Genomic DNA, 18,908 nt, shown 5'->3' with positions numbered 1-18,908 from the left:
GCGCGCGCGACGGGAGGTCCGCTGCGGTGACCGATCCCCGGTTCTTCGTCGACGCGTGGGACCCGGCGTACGGCGCGTCGTTCGAGGCGTCCGGCGGCGGTCCCGCCGCGCCGAGCAGCGCCCAGGTCGACGCGGACGCCGAACTGCCGGCGGTGGACTGGCGGGCGATCGGGCCGCGCTCCGACGTCCGGGCCCCCGACGTGGTGCTGCTCGTCGACGGGGTGCGCCGCATCGACGCGAGCGTGTGGACGGCCGAGGACGACGGCGCGTCCTTCCCCGGCCTCGCCGCGTCGTACGCCGCCGGCGTGGTCCGGTGCGACCTGGAGCGCGGCGCGGCGCAGCTCGCCGGGGCGAAGGTGGGCCGGGGCCTGTTCACCGCCAGTCCGTCGGCGGTGGACGTGGTGGCCGGCAGCGTCCGCTACCCGGTGCACCGGGTGAGCGGCACGGGCGAGCTGAACAAGCTCCCGGCCGCCGTGCAGGGGCCGCTGACGGCGCTGGAGGTGGAGGTCTCGGGGGCGGCCCGCACCGACGGCGACCTGCTGGTGGTCGACGGTCCGCTGCGCAACCGGCGGCAGCTGCCGCGCACCCTCGGCTACATCAAGACCCAGCACAGCCAATACCTGGACGCCCGGCTGACCGCCGTGGTCACCGGGTTGGCGGCCGGCGAGCGCTCCCCGGTGTTCAAGCTCGGCACGGCCTGGGGCGGCTGGTCGTGGTATCTGCGGCTGCCGGTGGCCCTCGGCGCACCGTGGGCGGGCATCGTCCGGATGGAGTGCTCCGCCGAGCTGGGCATCGACGAGGCGGTGGGGCTCGCCGACCTGTCGCTGGTCACGCTGCCCCGGTTCGCGTCCACCCCCTACAAGGACCCGCGGGCACCGCAGAACCTGATCCCGATCGCCGGCCTGGAGCGCCGGCTGCGGTCGCTGCTCGGCGACGCGCGGCTGCTGCACCGGGTGCTCACCACCGCCGCCCGGGCCCGGCGCTGATGGGCCGCAAGCGGGCGGCCGACACGGTGGCCGCGCGGGTGGACACCGGCCAGGCCGAGCTGGTGCCCGATCCGGACCGGCCGGGATCGTGGACCCTGCTGCTCGACGGGGCCCCGCAGTCGCACGTGGACCTGGCCGATCCCACGCACCTGGAGTTCGAGTACGTCCGGCGGCTCGCCGCCGCGATCGACCTGCTGGCCCCGGCCGGGGCGCCGCTGCGGGTGCTGCACCTCGGCGGCGGCGCGCTCACCCTGCCCCGCTACGTGGCGGCCACCCGGCCCGGCTCCACCCAGCGGGTCGTCGAGGTGGACGGCGCGCTCGTGGAACTGGTCCGCCGGGCCCTGCCGTGGCCGCCGGACCCCCGCCTCAAGGTGCGGGTGGCCGACGCCCGGGCGGTGCTCGCCGCCAGCCGGGACGCCAGCTACGACGTCGTGCTCGCCGACGTCTTCGCCGGTGCCCGCACGCCGGCGCACCTGACCTCGGTGGAGTACGCCGCCGAGGTGGCCCGGGTGCTGCGTCCCGCCGGCTTCCACCTGGCCAACGTGGCCGACGGCCCGCCGCTGCGCCACGCCCGGGCGCAGGTCGCCACGGTCCGCTCGGTGCTGCCGCGGGCCTGCCTCGTCGGCGACGCGGCGGTGCTGCGCGGGCGTCGCTACGGCAACCTGGTGCTGGTGGCCGGCCGGGTCGAGCCGCCGGTGCCGGAGCTGACCCGGCGCGCGGCCGGGGACTGGTTCCCGGGCCGGGTCCTGGCCGGCGAGGAACTCGACCGATTCGCGGGCGGCGCGGCGGTGGTGCGCGACGTCGACGCCACCGACTCGACCCCGCCGCCGCCCGGGATCTTCTCCGTGGGCCGGTGAGCGGAATCTTTTCCGCGCGCCGTTGATCCGTTCGCCCCGTGGCCGCGTACCACCCGGCGGCCGTGCCCGCGGGGGACGGCCGATGTCATCGGACACCCGGAGGTCTGCATGCATGCGGTGGCGGCGGCCGGTTGGCCCGGCGACGGGGCGCGGGGGGACTGGATGTCCGCGCGGTCCCAGTCCCGGCCGGGCACGGCGGCACGCGGGGTCGACGCCCGCGAGGCGCCTCGCCAGAATGGGCCGGTGACGCCGAGATCCGCCCCCGGACGCCACCAGGCGGCACCGTCCACCGAGGCGGGTCACTCGGACCGGCTGATCCGGCTGCTCTACGCCGAGCACGCCGGGCCGCTGCTGGCGTTCGTCATGCGGCTCACCGGCGGCGACCGGCAGCGGGCGGAGGACATCGTCCAGGAGACGCTGCTGCGGGCGTGGCGCAACGCGCACCGGCTCGGCGCGCAGGGGCAGGGCTCGCTGCGGCCGTGGCTGGTCACGGTGGCCCGCCGCATCGCCATCGACGAGCACCGCAGCGAGCAGGCCCGGCCGGCCGAGACGTACGACCGGGACCTGACCGCGTTCGCCGAGGCGGACAGCACCGACCGGGTCCTGCGCACGATGACGGTGGCGGACGCGCTGCGTACGCTGAGCCAGTCGCACCGGGAGATCCTGGTGGCCACGTACTTCCGGGGTCGCACGGTGCCGGAGGCGGCCGAGGAGCTGCGCCTGCCGCTCGGCACCGCGAAGTCGCGGGTCTACTACGCGCTGCGCGCGCTGCGCACGGCTCTGCAGGAACGGGGGGTGACGGAATGAGCCGGGCGGACCACATGGACGTCGCGGCGTACGCGCTCGGCGTGCTGGACGAGCACGACACGCAACGGTTCGAGGAGCACCTCGCCGCCTGCTGGGCGTGCGCCGCCGAGCTGGAGACGATGGTGCCCGTCGTCGGCCTGCTCTCCGACATCGACGGCGAGACGATGGCCGCGCTGGAGCAGACCCGCACCGATCCGGCGCTGCTGGACCGGACGCTGGTCGCGGTCCGCGCCCACCGGCGGCGCAACCGGGTCCGGCAGCTGCTGGCCACGGCCGCCGCGGTGCTGGTCCTGGGCGGGCTGACGGGGCTCGGGTTCGCCCGGATCGCCGGTGACAGCGCGCCCGAGGTGGTGGCCGAGCCGACCGCGACCGCGCTGGTCGCTCCGCCGACGGCCAGCCGCTCCAGCGACCCGAACGACCCGGACATCGGCGGTACGTTGCCGGAGGGCGACCCGGTCAACGTCGTCGACCCGACCACCGGCGTCGAGGCGACGTTCTTCGTCGTGTCGAAGGACTTCGGCACGGGCGTGGACTTCATCCTCGCCAAGCTGCCCGGGCCCCGGACGTGCCGGCTCGTCGTGGTGCGGCAGAACAACAGCACCGAGGTGATCTCCAGCTGGTCGGTGCCCGGCACCGGGTACGGCACCAACGCGCGCGCTGCCAAGTTGAGCCTGTCGGCGTCGACGTCGACGCGTCTCGGCGACATCAAGCAGATCCAGGTGCAGTCGGTGGACGCCGGCGGGGTGGCGAGCCCGCTGGTCACGGTGCAGCTGTAGCAGCCACCGCGGGACCGGCGCCGGCCAGCACGACGACCGGCGACGGTCCCGCGTGCCGTCGCGGCGCGGTCTCCCGGCCGCGGGCGGATGGCCGCCTGCGCGGCGACGAAGACGCGGGAGGCGGTCTCGCGCGGCGCGGTCCTTCCGGGGAGGAACCGCCCTCGTGGCGGGAAACGGATCTCCGGCCCGTTCGGTTCAACGGTTTCCGGTGACATCGACCACGATCGCGCGTTCAACCTTGACAACGCTCCCTCCGTATCAATCGGTGAACCGCCATAACCGAGGAGGGCACGTGGCACAGATGAAGCGAACCGTCATCGTCGCGAGCGCGATGGTCGCATTGACGGCCTGCGCTCCCGCGGGTTACGAGGGGGCGAACTCGGGCGCGGCCGAGCCGGTCGCCGTGACCGCCGCCGAGCCCAGCGCGGCCGTCGAGCCCGAGGCGTCGCCGTCCCCCACCGCCGCGCCGTCCGACGCGGAGTTGACCGACGAGCTCAACGGCAGGAAGGTCGCCCGGATGGGCAGCGTGGTCACCGACCAGGACGGTTGGATCCTCTACCGCTTCGACAAGGACACCAACGACCCGCCCTCGTCGAACTGCGTCGACAAGTGCGCCCAGGTGTGGCCGCCGGCGCTGACCGACGGCGCCCCGGACCTCAACGGGGTCTCCGACGACAAGGTCGGCACCGTCACCCGGCAGGACGGCACCCGGCAGATCACCCTGGACGGCTGGCCGCTCTACCGCTACGTCGGCGACAAGAAGCCCGGCCAGTGGAAGGGCCAGGGCGTCGGGGGCACCTGGTTCGTGGTCGCCCCGGACGGCAAGAAGAACCTGAGCTGCCTGCCGACGGGCACCCCGAAGCCGGTCGCCCCGCCGGCGGACGAGAAGGCCGACTCGAACTACTCGTACTGACCTGCACGGGACCCGGTCGCAGCCTCGGCGGGGCGCGACCGGTCCCCGTGCCGCCGGTCGACGCCGTGGACCGGCCGGGCCGCCGGTGACGAGGCAGGACGCGTCGGCCGTGTCGCCGGTCACGGGGCCGGGACGTGACAGCATGTGCGGGTGACCGGGACCGAACCCACCGCGCGTCGGGAGCTGCGCCCGCCCGCCGGGTACCGGCTGGCCGCCTCGGTGCGGGCGCTGACCTTCAGCCCGTACGACCCCTGCGCGCGCGTCGCGGCCGGCACCTTCTGGTGGGCCACCCGGACCCCGGACGGGCCGGCCACCCTCGCCCTACGGCCGTCGGGTGGCGCCCTGCTGGCCGAGGGCTACGGCCCGGGGGCCGACCGGGTGGTGCAGCGGGCGGACGCGATCGCGGGGCTGCGCGACGACGTCAGCGGGTTCGCGGCGCTCGCCGCGAACCATCCCGTGGTGGCGCGGCTCGCGGCCCAGCACCGGGGACTGCGGATGCCGGCCACCGGGCAGGTCTTCCGCCAGCTGCTGCGGGCGGTCTTCGAGCAGAAGGTCACCGGCAAGGAGGCGTACCGGGCGTACGCGGCGACGGTGCGGCACTTCGCCGAGGCGGCACCCGGACCGATGCAGCCGCTGCTGCTCCCGCCGGACCCGGCGGCGGTGGCCGCCGCCGGGTACTGGGTGTTCCACCCGTTCGGCGTGGAGCAGCGCCGGGCCGAGACGCTGCGCCGCGCGGCGGCCGTCGCGGACCGGCTGGAGCGTTGCGCGGACTCCGCCGAGGCCACCCGCCGGCTGACCGCCGTCGCCGGCATCGGCGCGTGGACCGCCGCCGAGGTGGTGCGGATCGCGTACGGGGACCCGGACGCGGTCAGCGTCGGCGACTTCCACGTGCCGAACACGGTGGCGTGGGCGCTGGCGGGCGAGCCGCGCGGCGACGACGCCCGGATGCTGGCCCTGCTGGAGCCGTTCCGGGGTCACCGGGGGCGGGTCTGCGTACTGCTGGCGGCCGGTGGCGTCCAGGCGCCGAAGTACGGTCCACGGATGCCGATCCGCTCCTTCGCCCGCTTCTGAGGCGGGACGGCGGTGCGGGGTCAGCGCCGGGCGCAGAGCCGGCGCAGGGTGCGCCCGAGCCACCAGGCGTACGCCCGCTGGAAGGCCCGACCGGCGGGCCCGGCGGCGCGCATGACCCAGCGGTCCGGCCGGCTGAACGCGAGCACCTCGAACCAGACGTGGCCGGCGGCGTCGCGGCTGACCACGAACGCCTCCTCGCCGCGCGCCGGATGCCCGGGCAGCGTGCCGTAGCCGAAGCCGACCCGCCGCCCGTCGTCGACGGCCCAGACCACCTCGCAGGGCGCGGCCAGCCGCAGCGGGCCGACGCCCAGACCGGAGACCACCCGGACCCCGGGCGCGGCCCGCTCGGCGTCGGCGTCCATCCGGATGCCGGCCGCCCGGTGCAGCCGCCAGCCGAGCACGGCGTCCCCGGCGGTGGCGAAGCAGGAGTCGGGCAGCCGGACCCGGTGCCGCACGTGCCGCCAGCCGGGTGGCAGCGCGCCGGTCTCGGTGGCGCCCACGTGCGGATAGGTCAGTGCCGGCACGACGTACCCCCACGACTCGACGGGACCACCGCCAGCGTACGGGCGGTGCGGGCGGCCCGCCCGGCGACCTGTGGTTGGCTGTCGAGGTGATCACCGAGCCGCGCATCGCCCCCGCCGACGTCGCCGACGCCGACGAGATCCTCACCGTGCAGCGCGCCGCGTTCCTCACCGAGGCACAGCACTACGCGGACCCGTTCCTGCCCCCGCTGACCGAGACCCTGGACGAGGTGCGGGCCGCGCTGGCGGGGCCGGCGACGGTGCTCACCGCCCGGCTCGGCGACCGGTTGGTCGGTTCCGTCCGGGCGCACATCGACGGCGACACCGCGCACGTGGGCCGGCTCTCCGTCGCCCCCGACCAGCAGGGCCGGGGCGTCGGCGGGCGGCTGCTGCGCGCCGTGGAGGCGGTCTGCGCCGCCCGGGTACGCCGCTTCGCGCTCCTCACGGGCGCCGACAGCGCACAGAACCTGCGGCTGTACCAGCGGCACGGCTACCGGGTCGTCGGGCACCGGCCGGACGCGAACGGCATCCGGCTCGCCCTGCTGGAGAAGACGCCGCTCAGTCCCGCTCGCAGCGACGCCTGAGCCCGTCGGCCTCCAGCCACAGGTAGCGGCGCATCAGGTCGCCGTAGAGCCAGCCGACGGGCCCGGCCAGCGGCCCGGTCTGCGTGACGGCCAGCTCGACGCGGCTGCGCCCGCCGGGCAGCGGCAGCACCCGGTGCTCGCCGAGGGTGCGCACCCCCGGGCTGCCCGACACCCAGGAGAACGACCGCCCCTCGGCCAGCTCGGTGACCCGCCACACGGCCGGTCGCAGCTTCGGCTGCTCCAGCCGGGCGGTGGCGCCCACCGCGAGCGGCCCGGACTCCCCCCGTCGCGCCCGGCGCACCGAGGGCGTCCACTCCGGCCACCGCTCGACGTCCACCAGCAGCGCCCAGACCCGTCCGGCCTCGGCGGCCACCTCCGTACCGGCCTCGAACCGCATGGTGCCCCCTCCCGTGGGCGGCACCCGACCGGCGCCGCTGCCGTCCCGACGACGCTGCCCCACCGATCGTGACAGCGGCGGGCACCTTCCGGCCCGACCGGGGCCGGGCCGGCGGATCGCCGGGGTGTCCGCCGGGCTCGGCCGCCGCCGGGTCAGCCGGCCTCGCGCAGGTCGGCCAGCCCGAGAGGGGTACGCCGCCGCAGCAGCTCCGCCAGCTCCTCGACGGAGCCGACCTCGCCGAGCACGTCCTTACCCCCGCCGAACTGGCGGGGGTAGCGGCGCACCAGCCGGTACCGGTGGCGGCCCCGGATCAGCTCGACGCTCACCCGCCACCGCCCGCAGCACCCGCAGACCCACTCCGACACCCCGCGAAAGTAGCTCTGACCTGCGGTTTCCTGATTCGCCCGGCGCGGCACGAGCGGCGCGGGGCGGGACACGCCGCCCGTTCACCCGTCGTGATCTGCCTCACCACTGTCGGTGCGGTCTGGTTGACTGTCGCCGTGAAGCTGCCGATCAGTCCGCCGGTCGAGCCGATGCTGGCCAAGAGTGTCCCGCGGGTCCCCACCGCGCCCGGGATGACCTACGAGCCGAAGTGGGACGGCTTCCGGTGCATCGTGTTCCGCGACGGCGACGAGGTGGAGCTGGCCAGCCGGGGCGGCAAGTCGATGACCCGCTACTTCCCCGAGGTGGTCGAGCAGGCCCGCCGCCAGCTGCCCGAGCGGTGCGCGGTCGACGGCGAGCTGATCGTCATCCGGCGCGACGGCCCGGGCGGGCAGCCCCGGCTCGACTTCGAGCTGCTGGCCCAGCGCGTGCACCCGGCCGCGTCGCGGGTGAAGCTGCTGGCCGAGACCACGCCGGCCGACTTCGTCGCCTTCGATCTGCTCGCCCTCGACGACGAGACGCTGCTCGGCGAGCCCTATCCCCGGCGGCGGGCCCGGTTGGAGTCGGCGCTGGCCGGGGTCCGCCCGCCGGTGCACGTCACCCAGGTCACGACCGACGTCGACACCGCGCACCGCTGGTTCGACGTCTTCGAGGGCGCCGGCCTGGACGGCCTGATCGCCAAGCCGGCCGACCTGCCCTACGAGCCGGGCAAGCGGCTCATGTTCAAGGTCAAGCACGCCCGTACGGCCGACGTGGTGGTGGCCGGCTTCCGCTGGCACAAGTCGGGCCCGGTGATCGGCTCGCTCCTGCTCGGCCTCTACGACGACGACGGGGTCCTGCACCACGTCGGGGTGAGCGCCTCGTTCACCATGGCCCGCCGGGCGGAGCTGCTGGAGGAGCTGGAGCCCTACCGCGAGGTGGGCGCCGACCACCCGTGGGTGCACGGCGACCACGAACGCGGCCAGCGCCTCCCCGGCGGGGTGAGCCGCTGGACGGGCACCCGCAACCTCGAGTGGGAACCGCTGCGCCCCGAGTTGGTGGTCGAGGTCGGCTACGACGCCATGGAGGGCGACCGGTTCCGGCACACCGCCCGGTTCGTCCGCTGGCGGCCCGACCGTGATCCCCGCTCCTGCCGCTACGACCAGCTCGACCGGCCCGTACGGTTCGATGTGGACCAGGTGCTGCGCGGCGATCCCACGGTGACCGTGGGGCCCGCCACCGGTCCGGCGTAGCCTGGCCGTCGACTCGACCACGGAGGCTCGCTCGTGACCCGCACCCCCGCCCGGACCCGCCGGTTCCGGCTGACCCTCGCCGGGCTGGCCGCCGCCGCGCTGGTCGCCGCCGGTTGCACCCTGCCGGCGATCGCACCCCGGACGGAGGCCGGCGGCGAGGCCGCCGCGCCCGGCACCGCGCCCACCTGGCGGGCCTGCCCCGAGGTGGCCGAGGAGCTGGTCGGGCGCGGTGCGTCGGACATGCGCTACGAGTGCGCGCGGATCAAGGTGCCCCGCAACTGGGGCACGGGCGCGGCCGGCGGGGCGACCGCCGGTCCCGGCGCCGGGCAGACCTTCGAGATCGCGCTGCTGCGGGCCCGGTCGACCAAGCAGCGCGACCGGATCGGCTCGCTGGTCGTCAACCCGGGCGGTCCCGGTGGCTCCGGCGTGGACACGGCCGTCTACCTCTCCTTCGGCCCGGCGTTCGGCGGTCTGCCCGCCTCGATCACCGACCGGTTCGACATCGTCGGCTTCGACCCGCGCGGGGTGTCCCGCTCCAGCCCGGTCGAGTGCATCCCCGACAAGGACCTCGACGCCAGCTTCGGCTACGACCCCGACCCGCGCAGCCAGGAGTCGTTCGACGGGTTCGTGGCGCTCAGCCGGCGGATCGGGCGCGGCTGCGGCGACCGTTACGGCGACCAGCTGCCGCTCTACGGCACCGAGCAGGCCGCCCGCGACATGGACGCGGTCCGCGCCGCCGTCGGCGACGACAAGCTGACCTACCTCGGCTACTCCTACGGCACCCTGCTCGGCGCCACCTACGCCCAGCTCTACCCGCAGCGGGTGCGGGCGCTGGTCCTCGACGGCGCGGTCGACCCCCGGCAGGGCCTGGTCGCCGGATCGGAGGGCCAGGCCAAGGGCTTCGAGCGGGCCTTCGGCAACTTCACCACCTGGTGCGCGGCCAATGCCGGGCGCTGCCCGATCGCCCCGGACGCCCGGGCCGCGGTCACCTCGGCGATCGACAAGGCGCGGGTGTCGCCGGTACGCGGGGACGACGGCCGGGAGGCCACCGCGGGCTGGGTCTTCTACGCGATCATCTCGTCGCTCTACACCGAGTCGGGGTGGCAGGAGCTGGCCGGCGCCATCGACAAGCTGGAGGGCGGCGACCCGGCAGACGTGTTCCGCCTCGCCGACGCGTACGCCGACCGGGACTCCGACGGGCGCTACTCGAACATGTTCGACGCCAACCTGGCGGTCAACTGCGCCGACGAGGAGGAGAAGCCGAGCCGCGAGCGGATCCGGCAGCTCCAGTCGCAGTGGCGGGCGAAGTACCCGCTGTTCGGGCCGGCCCTGGCCGTCGGCCTGCTCTCCTGCACGGAGTGGCCCGGCGGTCGCGACCCGTACCCGACGGGCCCGGCCACCGGGGCGCCGCCGATCCTGGTGGTGGGCACCACGGGCGATCCCGCGACGCCGTACGAGCAGACCCCGGCGCTGGCCGCGATGCTGGGCGTGGGCCGGGTGCTCACCTGGGAGGGCGAGGGGCACACCGCGTACCCGCAGACCGCCTGCATCACCCAGGCCGTCGACGCCTATCTGATCGACCTGACCGTGCCCAGGGAGGGGCTGCGCTGCCCGGCCCGCTGACCGGCCGCTCCGGCGGCAGGTCAGGCAGGTCGATGCCCTGCCGGGCGGCCATCTCCTCCAGCAGCGCCCGCATCCGGCGTACGTCGGCCTTGAGCTGCTCCTGCTCCTCATGCTCGAAGGCGTCGTCGTCAACGATGAGCTGGCTGGCGAAGTGCGCCGTGATCAACGGGATGACCAGTAGCACCATGGTGGAGATGAGCAGCGCGGCGAGGGTGCGGCCCTGCCAGCTCACCGGTGAGATGTCGCCGTAGCCGACGGTGGACGCCGTCACCACCGCCCACCAGACGGCGTCCGCCGGGCTGCGGTTCTCCACGCGGCCGTAGATCACGCCGGCCACCACGATCATCAACAGGTACGAGATGATCAGCGTCCGGGGCGAGTTGGCGAACCAGACCAGCCCCCGGTAGATCAGCCGGAACGGCAGCAGCAGGGCGTCCATGGACAGTCATGTTGCCTGGCTGGGGCAAGCGCCGCCCGTCCATCGGTCCGGCTCGCTGTGCCACGCTGGGCGGCATGAGTGATGTGATCTTCCGCGAGGCCGTCCGAGCCGACCTGCCGGCCGTGGTCGCCCTGCTCGCCGACGACGTGCTCGGCAGGACCCGCGACTTCACGGAGGTCGACGCCGCGTACGAGAAGGCGTTCGCCGACATCGACGCCGACCCGCGCAACCAGCTGATCGTGGCCGACGCGGACGGCGAACTGCTCGGCTGCATGCAGCTCACCTACATCCCCGGCCTGGGCCGGCACGGCGCCGAGCGGCAGTTGATCGAGGCGGTCCGGGTCCGCTCCGACCTGCGCGGGCGGGGCGTCGGCGGGCAGATGATCAACTGGGCGATCGACCAGGCGAGGCAGCGTGGTTGCGCCCTGGTCCAGCTCACCACCGACAAGACCCGCCACGACGCCCACCGCTTCTACCTCAACCTGGGCTTCCTCCCCACGCACGAGGGCCTGAAGTTCCCCCTCTGACCCCCCACGCCCCATCCCCCGCAGCAGGGCGGGGTGGGGCGGGGTCAGGCGGGGAGGAGGTGGCCGTCGCGGAGGGTGAGGACGCGGTCGGCGAGGTCGATCAGGGCCGGATCGTGGGTGGCGACCAGCGCGGTCATGCCCCGGGCGTGCACCACCGCCCGGAGCAGGTCCATGATCGACCGGCCCGTCTCGGAGTCGAGCTGACCGGTGGGCTCGTCGGCGATCAGCAGGTCCGGCTCGTTGGCCAGGGCCCGCGCCACCGCCACCCGCTGCTGCTGCCCGCCGGAGAGCTCGTACGGGCGCTGGCCCGCGTGCCCGCCGAGCCCGACCAGCTCCAGCAGCACCGCCACGCGCTCCTCCCGCTCGGCCGCCGGGACCCGCGCCAACCGCAGCGGTACGCCGACGTTCTCGGCGGCGGACAGGATCGGCACGAGTCCGAACGTCTGGAACACGAAGCCGACGGTGCCCCGGCGAATCTCCAGCAGCTCCTTCTCGCCGGCGCCGGTGACGTCGTGCCCGGCCACCACCACCCGGCCCGAGTCGGGGCGGTCCAGCCCGCCGACCAGGTTCAGCAGGGTCGTCTTGCCCGCCCCGGAGCGGCCACGCACCGCGACCAGCTCGCCCCGCCCAGCGGAGAACGAGACGTCCCGTACGGCGTGCACGGCGTGCTCGCCCCGACCGAACGTGCGGTTGACCCCCTCGACCCGGACCACCTCGTCGGTGACCGTGGCACCCGCCACCGCCCCACCGGCACGTCGCAGGCCCGCCCCGTCGGCACCGGCCACGCCCGCCGCCGGTGCGGCCGGTCGTCCGTCCGGTGTCACGTCCCGTTCGCTCACTGCCCCGCCTCCCGCTCCTCCTGCGCCCGGTCGCCCGGCCGCACCTCCACGTGGTCCGGCTCCAGGTTGAGCCGCACCCGGTCGCGCAGCGACAACGCGTCCACGAACGGCGCCGGCAGCTGCAACCGGCCGCTGCGGTCCAGCACGGCGTACTCCTCGCTGACCAGCTCGGTACTGCCGTCCGCGCCGATGCGCGCGGTCCGGCGTACCTCGGAGGCGGTCCGGCCGTCGCGGATCGCGACGGTCCGGCGGACCTGGGTGGCCACGGCGTGGTCGTGAGTGACCACCACGATCGTGACGCCGAGCTCGGCGTTGATGGTGCGCAGCGCCCCGAAGACCTCGGCCCCGGTCGCCTCGTCCAACTCGCCGGTCGGCTCGTCGGCGAAGAGCACCTCCGGGTCGTTCGCCACGGCCACCGCGACCGCGCAGCGCTGCTGCTCGCCGCCGCTGAGCTGCCCGGGCCGCCGGTCGGCGCAGTAGCCGACCCCGACCATGTCGAGCAGTTCCCGGGCCCGCTCGCGGTGGGCCCGTCGGCCGCCCCGCCGCCCGGCCAGCCGCATCGGCAGCTCGACGTTCTCCAGCGCGGTCAGGTACGGCAGCAGGTTGCGGCCGGTCTGCTGCCAGACGAAGCCGACCATGCTCCGCCGGTAGCTCAGTCGCCGCCGCGCGGAGAGGTTGAGCAGGTCGTACTCGCCGACGCGGGCGATGCCGGCGGTGGGCGTGTCCAGCCCGGAGAGGATGTTCAGCAGCGTCGACTTGCCGGACCCGGAGGCGCCCACGATCGCCACCAGCTCGCCCCGGTCGATGACCAGGTCGAGCCCTTGCAACGCGACGACCTCCACCCCCTCGGTCTTGAAGATCCGCACCAGCCCGTCGCAGACGATGTGCCCGCGCAGCCGGTCCCGGCCGCCGGCCCGCTCGGCCGCCCGCTGGGCGGCCCGCTGTTGCAGGGTGGCGAGGTCCGGCGCGGCGGTGCTCTCCGCGGTAGCGGTCATGGTCAGTTCTCCTCTCCGAGCCGGAGCACCTCGCCGAGGCGCATCCGACGGTTGTTCAGGGCCTCGACGGCGACCGCGAAGCCGAGGGCGAGCGCCCCGAGGGCGACGACGGCGGCCACCAGGCCGGGCTCGAACGCCACCCGGACCTGGACGCCGTCGGTGAACGCGGACAGTCCGAGCACCGGGTTGAGCAGCAGCGGCAGGGCCGTGCCGACCAGCGCTCCGGTCAGCACCGAGACGCCCACCAGTGGCGCCAGCTCCACCAGCAGCAGCCCGCGCCACTGACGTCGGGACAGCCCGAGGGTGCGCAGCCGGGACAGCACCTGGCCGCGCTCGCGGGCGCCGGCGAGCACCGTGAAGGCGATCGCGAGCAGCCCCAGCGCCGTCCCGCCGGCCGCGCCGGCGGTGAAGCCGAAGGCGAGTACGCCGTTCGCGCCACCCTCGCCCACCTGACGGCGGGTGTCCGCGTACGTCAGCACCTCCACGCCGCGCGGGGGCTCCCGGCCGGTCACCGTCCCGCCCGTCTGGAAGCGGGACTGTCCCGCGTCGCCGGCCCGGCGCAGCGCCTCGGCGTCCAGGTCGTCGCCGGCCACCAGGAAGCCGGTCGGCACGGCGGCGTAGTCGCGGCGGGGCAGGGCCTGCCAGGGCAGGACGACGAACCGGGCGCTGTCGGCGCGCAACAGCGGGAAGCTCTCCGCCCGCTCGGCCACCCGGAACTCGTACCGCTGGCCCTGGGCGCTGACGAAGGCGGAGCCGGTCAGGCCGGCGTCGGCCAGTTCGGCGGCGACCGTCGGGGAGACCACGGCGGGCAGCGGGCCGGAGCCCCCGGCGGGGGCGAGCAGCGCCGCCGGCACCGTCACGTCGACGTCGGCCTGCCTGGCCATGCGGGCCACGGCCGGGCCGTCGACCATGAGCACGGTCACCCCGCCGAGCCGGGTCTCGGTGCCGATCGCGTCCTTCGCGAGGCGCTGGCCGGCCTCGCGCAACACCGGGCTCGCGGCGCGTACCCCCGGCAGCCGCTCCAGTTCGGCGGCCGTGTCCGCGGCGATGCGCTCGCCCAGGATCAGGGCGTCGGCCGGCACCACCCGGCTGGCGGCCCGGTCCCGGCTCGCCTCGATCGCGGCGGCCGTCACCGCGCAGAACGCCGCCGTCGCGATGGCGAGCACGACGACCACCAGCGGTACGGCGACGACCGACCGGCCGGCCCGCGCGGTGCCCAGGAACGCGACGCTGCCCCGGGCGCGGGAGGCGAGCCGGCTGACCAGCCGCAGCGGCCACGGGTACACCCGCATCGCGACCAGCGCGGCGGCGACGGCCAGCAGCACCGGCACCGAGACCAGCAGCGGGTCGACCTCGCCGGGGGTGAGGCCGCGGCGGCGCAGCAGCACGACCGCGAGACCGGCGAGGACCAGCAGCCCCGCCTCCACCGTGAGCCGGCGCGCGGAGGGGCGCGCGCGGACCAGGTCGCGCCGCCCGGTGCCGCCGGTGGACGCCGCGAGGGTGGCCACGGGCAGCGCCGCCGCCACCAGGACGGCTGCGGCGAGGGCGTACCACCGGGTCTCCCCCGGCGCCCCGGGGACGAGGCCGCCGACCAGCCAGCCGAGTACGGCGGCGGGCGGCACCACGAGCAGCGCCTCCGCCAGGCTGCGGCCCGCGCTCGTGGTTCTCGCCCCGCCCCGGGCGCGCAGCAGGGTGAACTCCGCCCGGCGCCGGCGCACCAGCAGCCCGGCGGCCAGCACGACGAGCCCGGCCAGCGTGGCCAGTACGCCCGCCGCGATGACCCCGAGCACCGTCCGGGCGCTGTCCACCTCGGCGGAGAACTGCCGCAGCGGGATGTCCAGCCCCTGCACGAGGTTGCGGCCGGCCGCCTCCCGGGTCATCTGCTGGAGGGCGTCGAGCACCTGGTCCAGCTCGCGGGCGTCGATGCGGTCGGCGCCCATCCGGTAGCGCCAACTGAACGTCAGGGGCCGGCCGGCGACGGCCTGGCGGTTCAGCGCGGCGCCGTCGACGACCCCCACGGCGATGAAGGGTTCACCGTCGCCCACCGGCTCGACGATGCGCAGCAGCGGCGGCAGGCCGTCCCAGAACCCGTCGGCGCCGTCGCGGGGCGCGAACAGACCGACCACGGTGATCGGGGTGGGGGGCGGGGAGTCGGGGGTGAGCGGCTCCGGCGCGGCGAGGGTGAGCCGGCTGCCGAGCCGCAGGTTCAGCGTGCGCGCGACGTCCGCGGCCAGCGCCACCTGCACCGGCTCGTCCTTCGGCACGTCGGCCGGCCAGCGTCCCTCGACCAGGGTGCCGGCCTCCTGGATCCCGGTCACGGACCGCAGGCCGAGGTCGACCAGGAGGTTCTTCGCCGCCAGGTCCGGGCCCCGCACCCGGCTGGCCGGGGTCTCCCCGGCGTACCACCGCTGCTCGACCATCCGCCGGACGACCGGCGGCATCGCGCTCTCGATCGCCGCCAGGTCGCCCTCGTGCGCGGCCACCAGCGAGGTGCCGTTGTCCGTCGCGGCGAGCGCGCCGGTCGAGTACGTCACGTCCCGCTGCTGCGGCGCCACGGTGTCCAGGTGCGCCCGCAGGCCCTCCTGGGCGTGCCCGTTGACGATCCTGGGCACCCCGCTGATCACCAGCGTGGTGACCAGCGTCAGGGTCGCGAGGAGCAGGAACTGCCCCCCGTACGCCCGCACCCGGCGCGCGACCGCCCCGATGCTCACCACGCCCCGACTCCGATCCCGCTCGTCCCTACGCTCCACCCGGTCACCGGTCTCCCCCGATCCGCAGCTGCGCCACGGCCACCCGCTGCCGGATGCCGAGGGCGATGAACGCGCTGAAGGCGAGTGCCGCCAGCAGCAGGCCGAGCGCGGTCAGGCCGATGGGCAGCCAGGGCAGCACGAACGCGGCCTCCGGCACCGGCCGGCCGGCGGACGGCGTGAGGATGACCAGCGGGGCCATGGTCGCGCCGACCGCGGCGCCCAGCAGCAGGCCCACGCCGACGCCGATCCCGGCCAGGAAGGTCTGCTCGGCCAGCAGCGCCCGGGCCAGCAGCCGGGGGCTGGCGCCGAGCGTGTGCAGCACGGCGAACTCCCCCAGCCGGTGCCGGGCGGTCGCCCAGACGTCGACGATCAGCCCGACGAGGGCCAGCAGCACCGAGCCGAGCGCGGCGGCGAGCAGCCCGGTGCGGGCCCCCTGCCAGTACGGGTCGTCGGCGGCCCGTTCGGCCACCGCCCGCCGGTCGAGCAGCGTGGTGCCGGTCAGACCGGCCGCCGCGCGGGCCGCCTCGGCGTGGCCGCCGCCGTCGGTGCCCAGCCACCACTCCGCGACCGGCCGGACGCCGCCCCGGTCCCGCATCAGCCACTGCGCCGCCGCCGGCAGGTCCAGCAGTACGCCCTCGCCGGCCGTGGACGGCACCTCGTCCAGCTCGCCGACCAGCGTGACCGGCAGCGTCGCGCCGGACAGCACGAGGTCGACCGTCTCGCCGACGTCCAGGCTCAGGGCGTCGCGCACGGCCGGGGTCATCAGCGCCGGTACCGGCCGGTTCTCGCCGGCCGGCACCACGGCGAAGCGGCTCGGCGGCTGGAACGCGAACCGGCCGCCCGCCCGGTAGTCGACCTCCCGCTCGGCGCTCAGGCCGCCGGCCGTGACCGCCGCGCCGGCCGCCTCGCCCTGCCCGTCGACGGCCGCCCACTCGCCGTCCAGCGACGCCGACCGGGCCGCGCCGTCGGCGCCGACCAGCCGCAGGTCCGACAGCTCCACGCGGTACGCCCGCCCACGCGCGCTCCCGCCGTCGACCTCGAAGCCGGTCAGTCGCACGGGGCCCTCCCTGTCGGGAACGGCGACCGTGAACGGCGCCGGCCGCCCGTCGCTGCCGCTGCTGCCCGCCGGCAGCCGGAAGGCCTGCCCGTCCGCCCGGGTCAGCAGCGCCCAGAGGCCGATCTGGTGCGGCGTGACGGCGGCGCGCACGGGCGTACGCACCGTGCCGGTGAGCGACCGGGTGCCGGCGGGCAGCTCCAGGCCGGTCGGCGCGGCGCGCGCCCGGGCCAGCCGGTCCAGCAGCGCCGGGGCCGGCTCGTCGGCCAGCCGTTCGTTGAGCCGGAGCACACCGGCCGCGCTCGCGGCGTCGAGGCTCACCACCGTCGCCGGCAGGTCGCCACGGCCGAGGCGGATCTCGTCCCGCCAGGCCGGCAGCGCCGCGTCGACGCCGGGCAGCGCGCCGAGCTGGGCGGCCCGCTCGGCCGGTGCCGCGCCGGTGCGCTCGACCACCCGCAGGTCGGCACCGACGCTGTGGTCGGCCTGGTCGGCCTGCGACCGTTCGCCGGTGGTCACCAGCGACCAGGCCAGGGTGCTGCCGCCGACGGCGAGGGCGAGCAGCAGCACCGGGCCGGCGTGCGGGCGCCGGCCCGCCTGCCACATGCCGAACATGGTCGCGGTCCACGGTTTGCGGTCGACGAACCGCTCGGCGAAGCGGGTCGCGGGCGGCAGCAGCCGCAACGCCACGACCGCGCCGGCCAGCACGCCCAGCGTCGGCGCGGCGACCAGCAGCGGGTCCACCCCGAGCCGGCCGGCAGCCCCGGCGACCGGCGACGAGTACTGGCGCAGCTGGGTCCAGGCCAGCACCGCGAAGCCGACCAGCACCAGGTCGACGCTGGCGCGTTGCACGCTCGCGGCGCGGGTGGGACGGGACCGGGCCGCCATGTCGGCGACGTACGTGCCGGCCCCCCGCAGCGTCGGGACGACCATCGCCACCAGGCAGCCGGCGGCGGTGGCGGCAGCGGCGGCCCAGACGAGCGTGGTGTTGCCGGGGGAGAGCGTCAGCGGCGCGGCGCCGCCGGTGCCCACGTGCCGCAGCGCCTCGCCGGCGATCAGGGGTCCCAGCACGCCGGCGGGCAGGACGACCAGGGCGGCCTCCCGGGCCGCCAGGCCGGCGAGTTGCCGCCGCGCGGCGCCCCGGGCCCGCAGCAGGGCGGTCTGGCTGCGCCGGTCCTCGTGCAGCAGGGCGGCGACCAGCACAAGCGCGTACCCGCCGAGGACGACGATCAGCAGCAGCGGGGTGGCCAGCGAGGAGCGGCCCACCAGGTCGGCCCGGGTGACCCGGTCGAGGAGCCGGTCGAGCGCCGTGACGGTCTGGCCGGAGGAGCCCAGCCCGGCGGCCTCGGGCACCTCGGCGAGGGCCGTGTTCAGCGCCTGCCGCACGTCGGGCAGCCGACCGGCGCCCGCCACCGCCACGAGGTCCGGCTCCACGATCCAGGACGCCGAGACCGGGCCCGGGTAGGTGGCGACGAAGTCCGCCGGGTCCAGCACGAACGGCCCGTACGAGGTGTCGGCCTCGACGGCGCCGGCCCCCACTCCCGGCGCCAGCCGCCAGTACGCCTCGGCGGGGTCGCGGGGCCGCCAGGTGCCGACGAGCACGACCCTGCTGGCCTCGTCGGAGCGACGGTCCAGCATCGGCACCTGCTCGCCTACGGTCATCCCGAGCGCGGCGGCCACCTTCTCGGGCAGCGTGACCTGCAACGGCGTGGCTCCCGGGGCGGGCCAGGCGCCGCTGGTCAGCTCGGCGTGGGCGGCCAGGTCGTTGAGGGTCGCCAGGCTGGCGAAGACCGGGTCGTCGCCGTCGCGGACCACGGAACCGAGGTCGCCGGTCAGCTCGCGGCCACCGCCGTACCGGGCGGCCCCGACGGTGATCGGCACCCCGCCGAGGCGGGCGGCGAACCCGTCGCGGATCGCCCGGTCCCGGGTGGCGAACTCGGCGGCGTCCCGGCCGGCCGTGCCGCTGACCAGGAGGCTGCGCTCCTCGAACGACGCGCCGCTGAGCAGGGCGCGCTGGCCCGCCTCGACGGCCCGCCGGTTGTAGTCGGACAGGCCGGTGACCAGTGCGACTGCCACCAGGGCCGCGACCACCGCGGCGAGCAGCAGCCCGCGTGCCTCGCGGGCCCGCCTCCACACCAGCTTCATCCGACGCCCTCCCC

General features: G+C 76.1%; 18 protein-coding genes. 10 read left to right on the top strand and 8 right to left on the bottom strand.

What is annotated here, in order from left to right; all coding sequences use genetic code 11:
• Window positions 1-26 precede the first annotated feature (26 nt).
• From CLT72_RS31005 to CLT72_RS30980, 6 genes are all read left to right on the top strand, one after another.
• Window positions 27-986 (top strand): hypothetical protein, encoded by a 960-nt coding sequence (locus tag CLT72_RS31005; RefSeq protein WP_089001339.1) that lies wholly within the window; start codon window positions 27-29, stop codon window positions 984-986.
• On the top strand, window positions 986-1,843 hold the full coding sequence (locus tag CLT72_RS31000) for a spermidine synthase (RefSeq protein WP_101414768.1): 858 nt from the start codon (window positions 986-988) through the stop codon (window positions 1,841-1,843). Before CLT72_RS31005 ends, CLT72_RS31000 begins: the two co-directional genes overlap by 1 nt.
• Before the next feature lie 108 nt (window positions 1,844-1,951).
• Window positions 1,952-2,650, top strand: coding sequence for a sigma-70 family RNA polymerase sigma factor (locus tag CLT72_RS30995; protein ID WP_101414767.1), 699 nt, complete (start codon window positions 1,952-1,954; stop codon window positions 2,648-2,650).
• Window positions 2,647-3,426 carry an anti-sigma factor family protein gene (locus tag CLT72_RS30990; RefSeq protein ID WP_101414766.1) on the top strand — a complete coding sequence of 260 codons (780 nt, stop codon included), beginning with the start codon at window positions 2,647-2,649 and terminating at the stop codon, window positions 3,424-3,426. Before CLT72_RS30995 ends, CLT72_RS30990 begins: the two co-directional genes overlap by 4 nt.
• A gap of 292 nt (window positions 3,427-3,718) precedes the next feature.
• Entirely contained in the window at window positions 3,719-4,339 is a 621-nt protein-coding gene (locus CLT72_RS30985; protein ID WP_101414765.1) for a hypothetical protein, read from the top strand.
• A gap of 150 nt (window positions 4,340-4,489) precedes the next feature.
• Entirely contained in the window at window positions 4,490-5,410 is a 921-nt protein-coding gene (locus tag CLT72_RS30980) for a DNA-3-methyladenine glycosylase family protein (RefSeq protein ID WP_101415478.1), read from the top strand.
• A 20-nt stretch (window positions 5,411-5,430) separates the two neighbouring features.
• Here the strand turns inward: CLT72_RS30980 and CLT72_RS30975 are convergent, their stop codons facing one another.
• Window positions 5,431-5,934 carry a DUF1990 domain-containing protein gene (locus CLT72_RS30975; protein WP_101414764.1) on the bottom strand — a complete coding sequence of 168 codons (504 nt, stop codon included), beginning with the start codon at window positions 5,932-5,934 and terminating at the stop codon, window positions 5,431-5,433.
• 89 nt (window positions 5,935-6,023) lie between these two features.
• Between CLT72_RS30975 and CLT72_RS30970 the strand changes: the two genes are divergently transcribed.
• A complete protein-coding gene (locus CLT72_RS30970) occupies window positions 6,024-6,515 on the top strand; it encodes a GNAT family N-acetyltransferase (protein ID WP_486484392.1) in 492 nt (163 codons plus the stop codon).
• Here the strand turns inward: CLT72_RS30970 and CLT72_RS30965 are convergent.
• Both CLT72_RS30965 and CLT72_RS30960 read right to left on the bottom strand, forming a co-directional pair.
• The gene (locus CLT72_RS30965) at window positions 6,490-6,912 is read right to left on the bottom strand and encodes an SRPBCC family protein (protein ID WP_101414762.1); all 423 of its coding nucleotides are present in this window, start codon (window positions 6,910-6,912) and stop codon (window positions 6,490-6,492) included. The genes CLT72_RS30970 and CLT72_RS30965 overlap by 26 nt on opposite strands.
• A gap of 152 nt (window positions 6,913-7,064) precedes the next feature.
• On the bottom strand, window positions 7,065-7,277 hold the full coding sequence (locus tag CLT72_RS30960; RefSeq protein ID WP_101414761.1) for a hypothetical protein: 213 nt from the start codon (window positions 7,275-7,277) through the stop codon (window positions 7,065-7,067).
• Window positions 7,278-7,412: 135 nt separating this feature from the next.
• Here CLT72_RS30960 and CLT72_RS30955 point away from each other — a divergent pair, with 135 nt between their 5' ends.
• Window positions 7,413-8,525, top strand: coding sequence for an ATP-dependent DNA ligase (locus CLT72_RS30955; protein ID WP_101414760.1), 1,113 nt, complete (start codon window positions 7,413-7,415; stop codon window positions 8,523-8,525).
• Between the two features lie 33 nt (window positions 8,526-8,558).
• Complete coding sequence (locus CLT72_RS30950) at window positions 8,559-10,148, top strand: alpha/beta hydrolase (RefSeq protein ID WP_101414759.1); 1,590 nt, start codon at window positions 8,559-8,561, stop codon at window positions 10,146-10,148.
• On the opposite strand, the gene CLT72_RS30945 is transcribed toward CLT72_RS30950, so the two are convergent.
• Window positions 10,075-10,587: a potassium channel family protein gene (locus tag CLT72_RS30945; RefSeq protein ID WP_101414758.1), complete on the bottom strand. Its 513-nt coding sequence runs from the start codon at window positions 10,585-10,587 to the stop codon at window positions 10,075-10,077. The two genes, CLT72_RS30950 and CLT72_RS30945, sit on opposite strands and share 74 nt — an antisense overlap.
• A gap of 74 nt (window positions 10,588-10,661) precedes the next feature.
• On the opposite strand from CLT72_RS30945, the gene CLT72_RS30940 reads away from it, so the two are divergent.
• The gene (locus CLT72_RS30940; RefSeq protein WP_101414757.1) at window positions 10,662-11,114 is read left to right on the top strand and encodes a GNAT family N-acetyltransferase; all 453 of its coding nucleotides are present in this window, start codon (window positions 10,662-10,664) and stop codon (window positions 11,112-11,114) included.
• Window positions 11,115-11,158: 44 nt separating this feature from the next.
• Here CLT72_RS30940 and CLT72_RS30935 read toward each other — a convergent pair whose 3' ends face one another.
• The 4 genes from CLT72_RS30935 to CLT72_RS30920 form a co-directional block, all read right to left on the bottom strand.
• Complete coding sequence (locus CLT72_RS30935) at window positions 11,159-11,854, bottom strand: ABC transporter ATP-binding protein (RefSeq protein WP_199184818.1); 696 nt, start codon at window positions 11,852-11,854, stop codon at window positions 11,159-11,161.
• 95 nt (window positions 11,855-11,949) lie between these two features.
• Window positions 11,950-12,948, bottom strand: a complete 999-nt coding sequence (locus CLT72_RS30930; protein ID WP_101414756.1) for an ABC transporter ATP-binding protein — start codon at window positions 12,946-12,948, stop codon at window positions 11,950-11,952.
• Window positions 12,949-12,950: 2 nt separating this feature from the next.
• On the bottom strand, window positions 12,951-15,662 hold the full coding sequence (locus CLT72_RS30925; protein ID WP_158242088.1) for an FtsX-like permease family protein: 2,712 nt from the start codon (window positions 15,660-15,662) through the stop codon (window positions 12,951-12,953).
• A 40-nt stretch (window positions 15,663-15,702) separates the two neighbouring features.
• A complete protein-coding gene (locus CLT72_RS30920; RefSeq protein ID WP_101414755.1) occupies window positions 15,703-18,894 on the bottom strand; it encodes an ABC transporter permease in 3,192 nt (1,063 codons plus the stop codon).
• Window positions 18,895-18,908 lie beyond the last annotated feature (14 nt).

The organism is Micromonospora sp. CNZ309 (genome assembly GCF_002846525.1).
The sequence above is the reverse complement of the archived record's forward strand: the minus strand, read 5'-3'. Positions and strand labels throughout refer to the sequence as shown.

Bases quoted from the DNA above. Each gene is read 5' to 3' on its own strand.
- CLT72_RS30965 (WP_101414762.1), bottom strand. From the start codon at position 6,912: ATGCGGTTCGAGGCCGGTACGGAGGTGGCCGCCGAGGCCGGACGGGTC.
- CLT72_RS30920 (WP_101414755.1), bottom strand. From the start codon at position 18,894: ATGAAGCTGGTGTGGAGGCGGGCCCGCGAGGCACGCGGGCTGCTGCTC.
- CLT72_RS31000 (WP_101414768.1), top strand. From the start codon at position 986: ATGGGCCGCAAGCGGGCGGCCGACACGGTGGCCGCGCGGGTGGACACC.
- CLT72_RS30945 (WP_101414758.1), bottom strand. From the start codon at position 10,587: ATGGACGCCCTGCTGCTGCCGTTCCGGCTGATCTACCGGGGGCTGGTC.
- CLT72_RS30995 (WP_101414767.1), top strand. From the start codon at position 1,952: ATGCATGCGGTGGCGGCGGCCGGTTGGCCCGGCGACGGGGCGCGGGGG.
- CLT72_RS30990 (WP_101414766.1), top strand. From the start codon at position 2,647: ATGAGCCGGGCGGACCACATGGACGTCGCGGCGTACGCGCTCGGCGTG.
- CLT72_RS30930 (WP_101414756.1), bottom strand. From the start codon at position 12,948: ATGACCGCTACCGCGGAGAGCACCGCCGCGCCGGACCTCGCCACCCTG.
- CLT72_RS30940 (WP_101414757.1), top strand. From the start codon at position 10,662: ATGAGTGATGTGATCTTCCGCGAGGCCGTCCGAGCCGACCTGCCGGCC.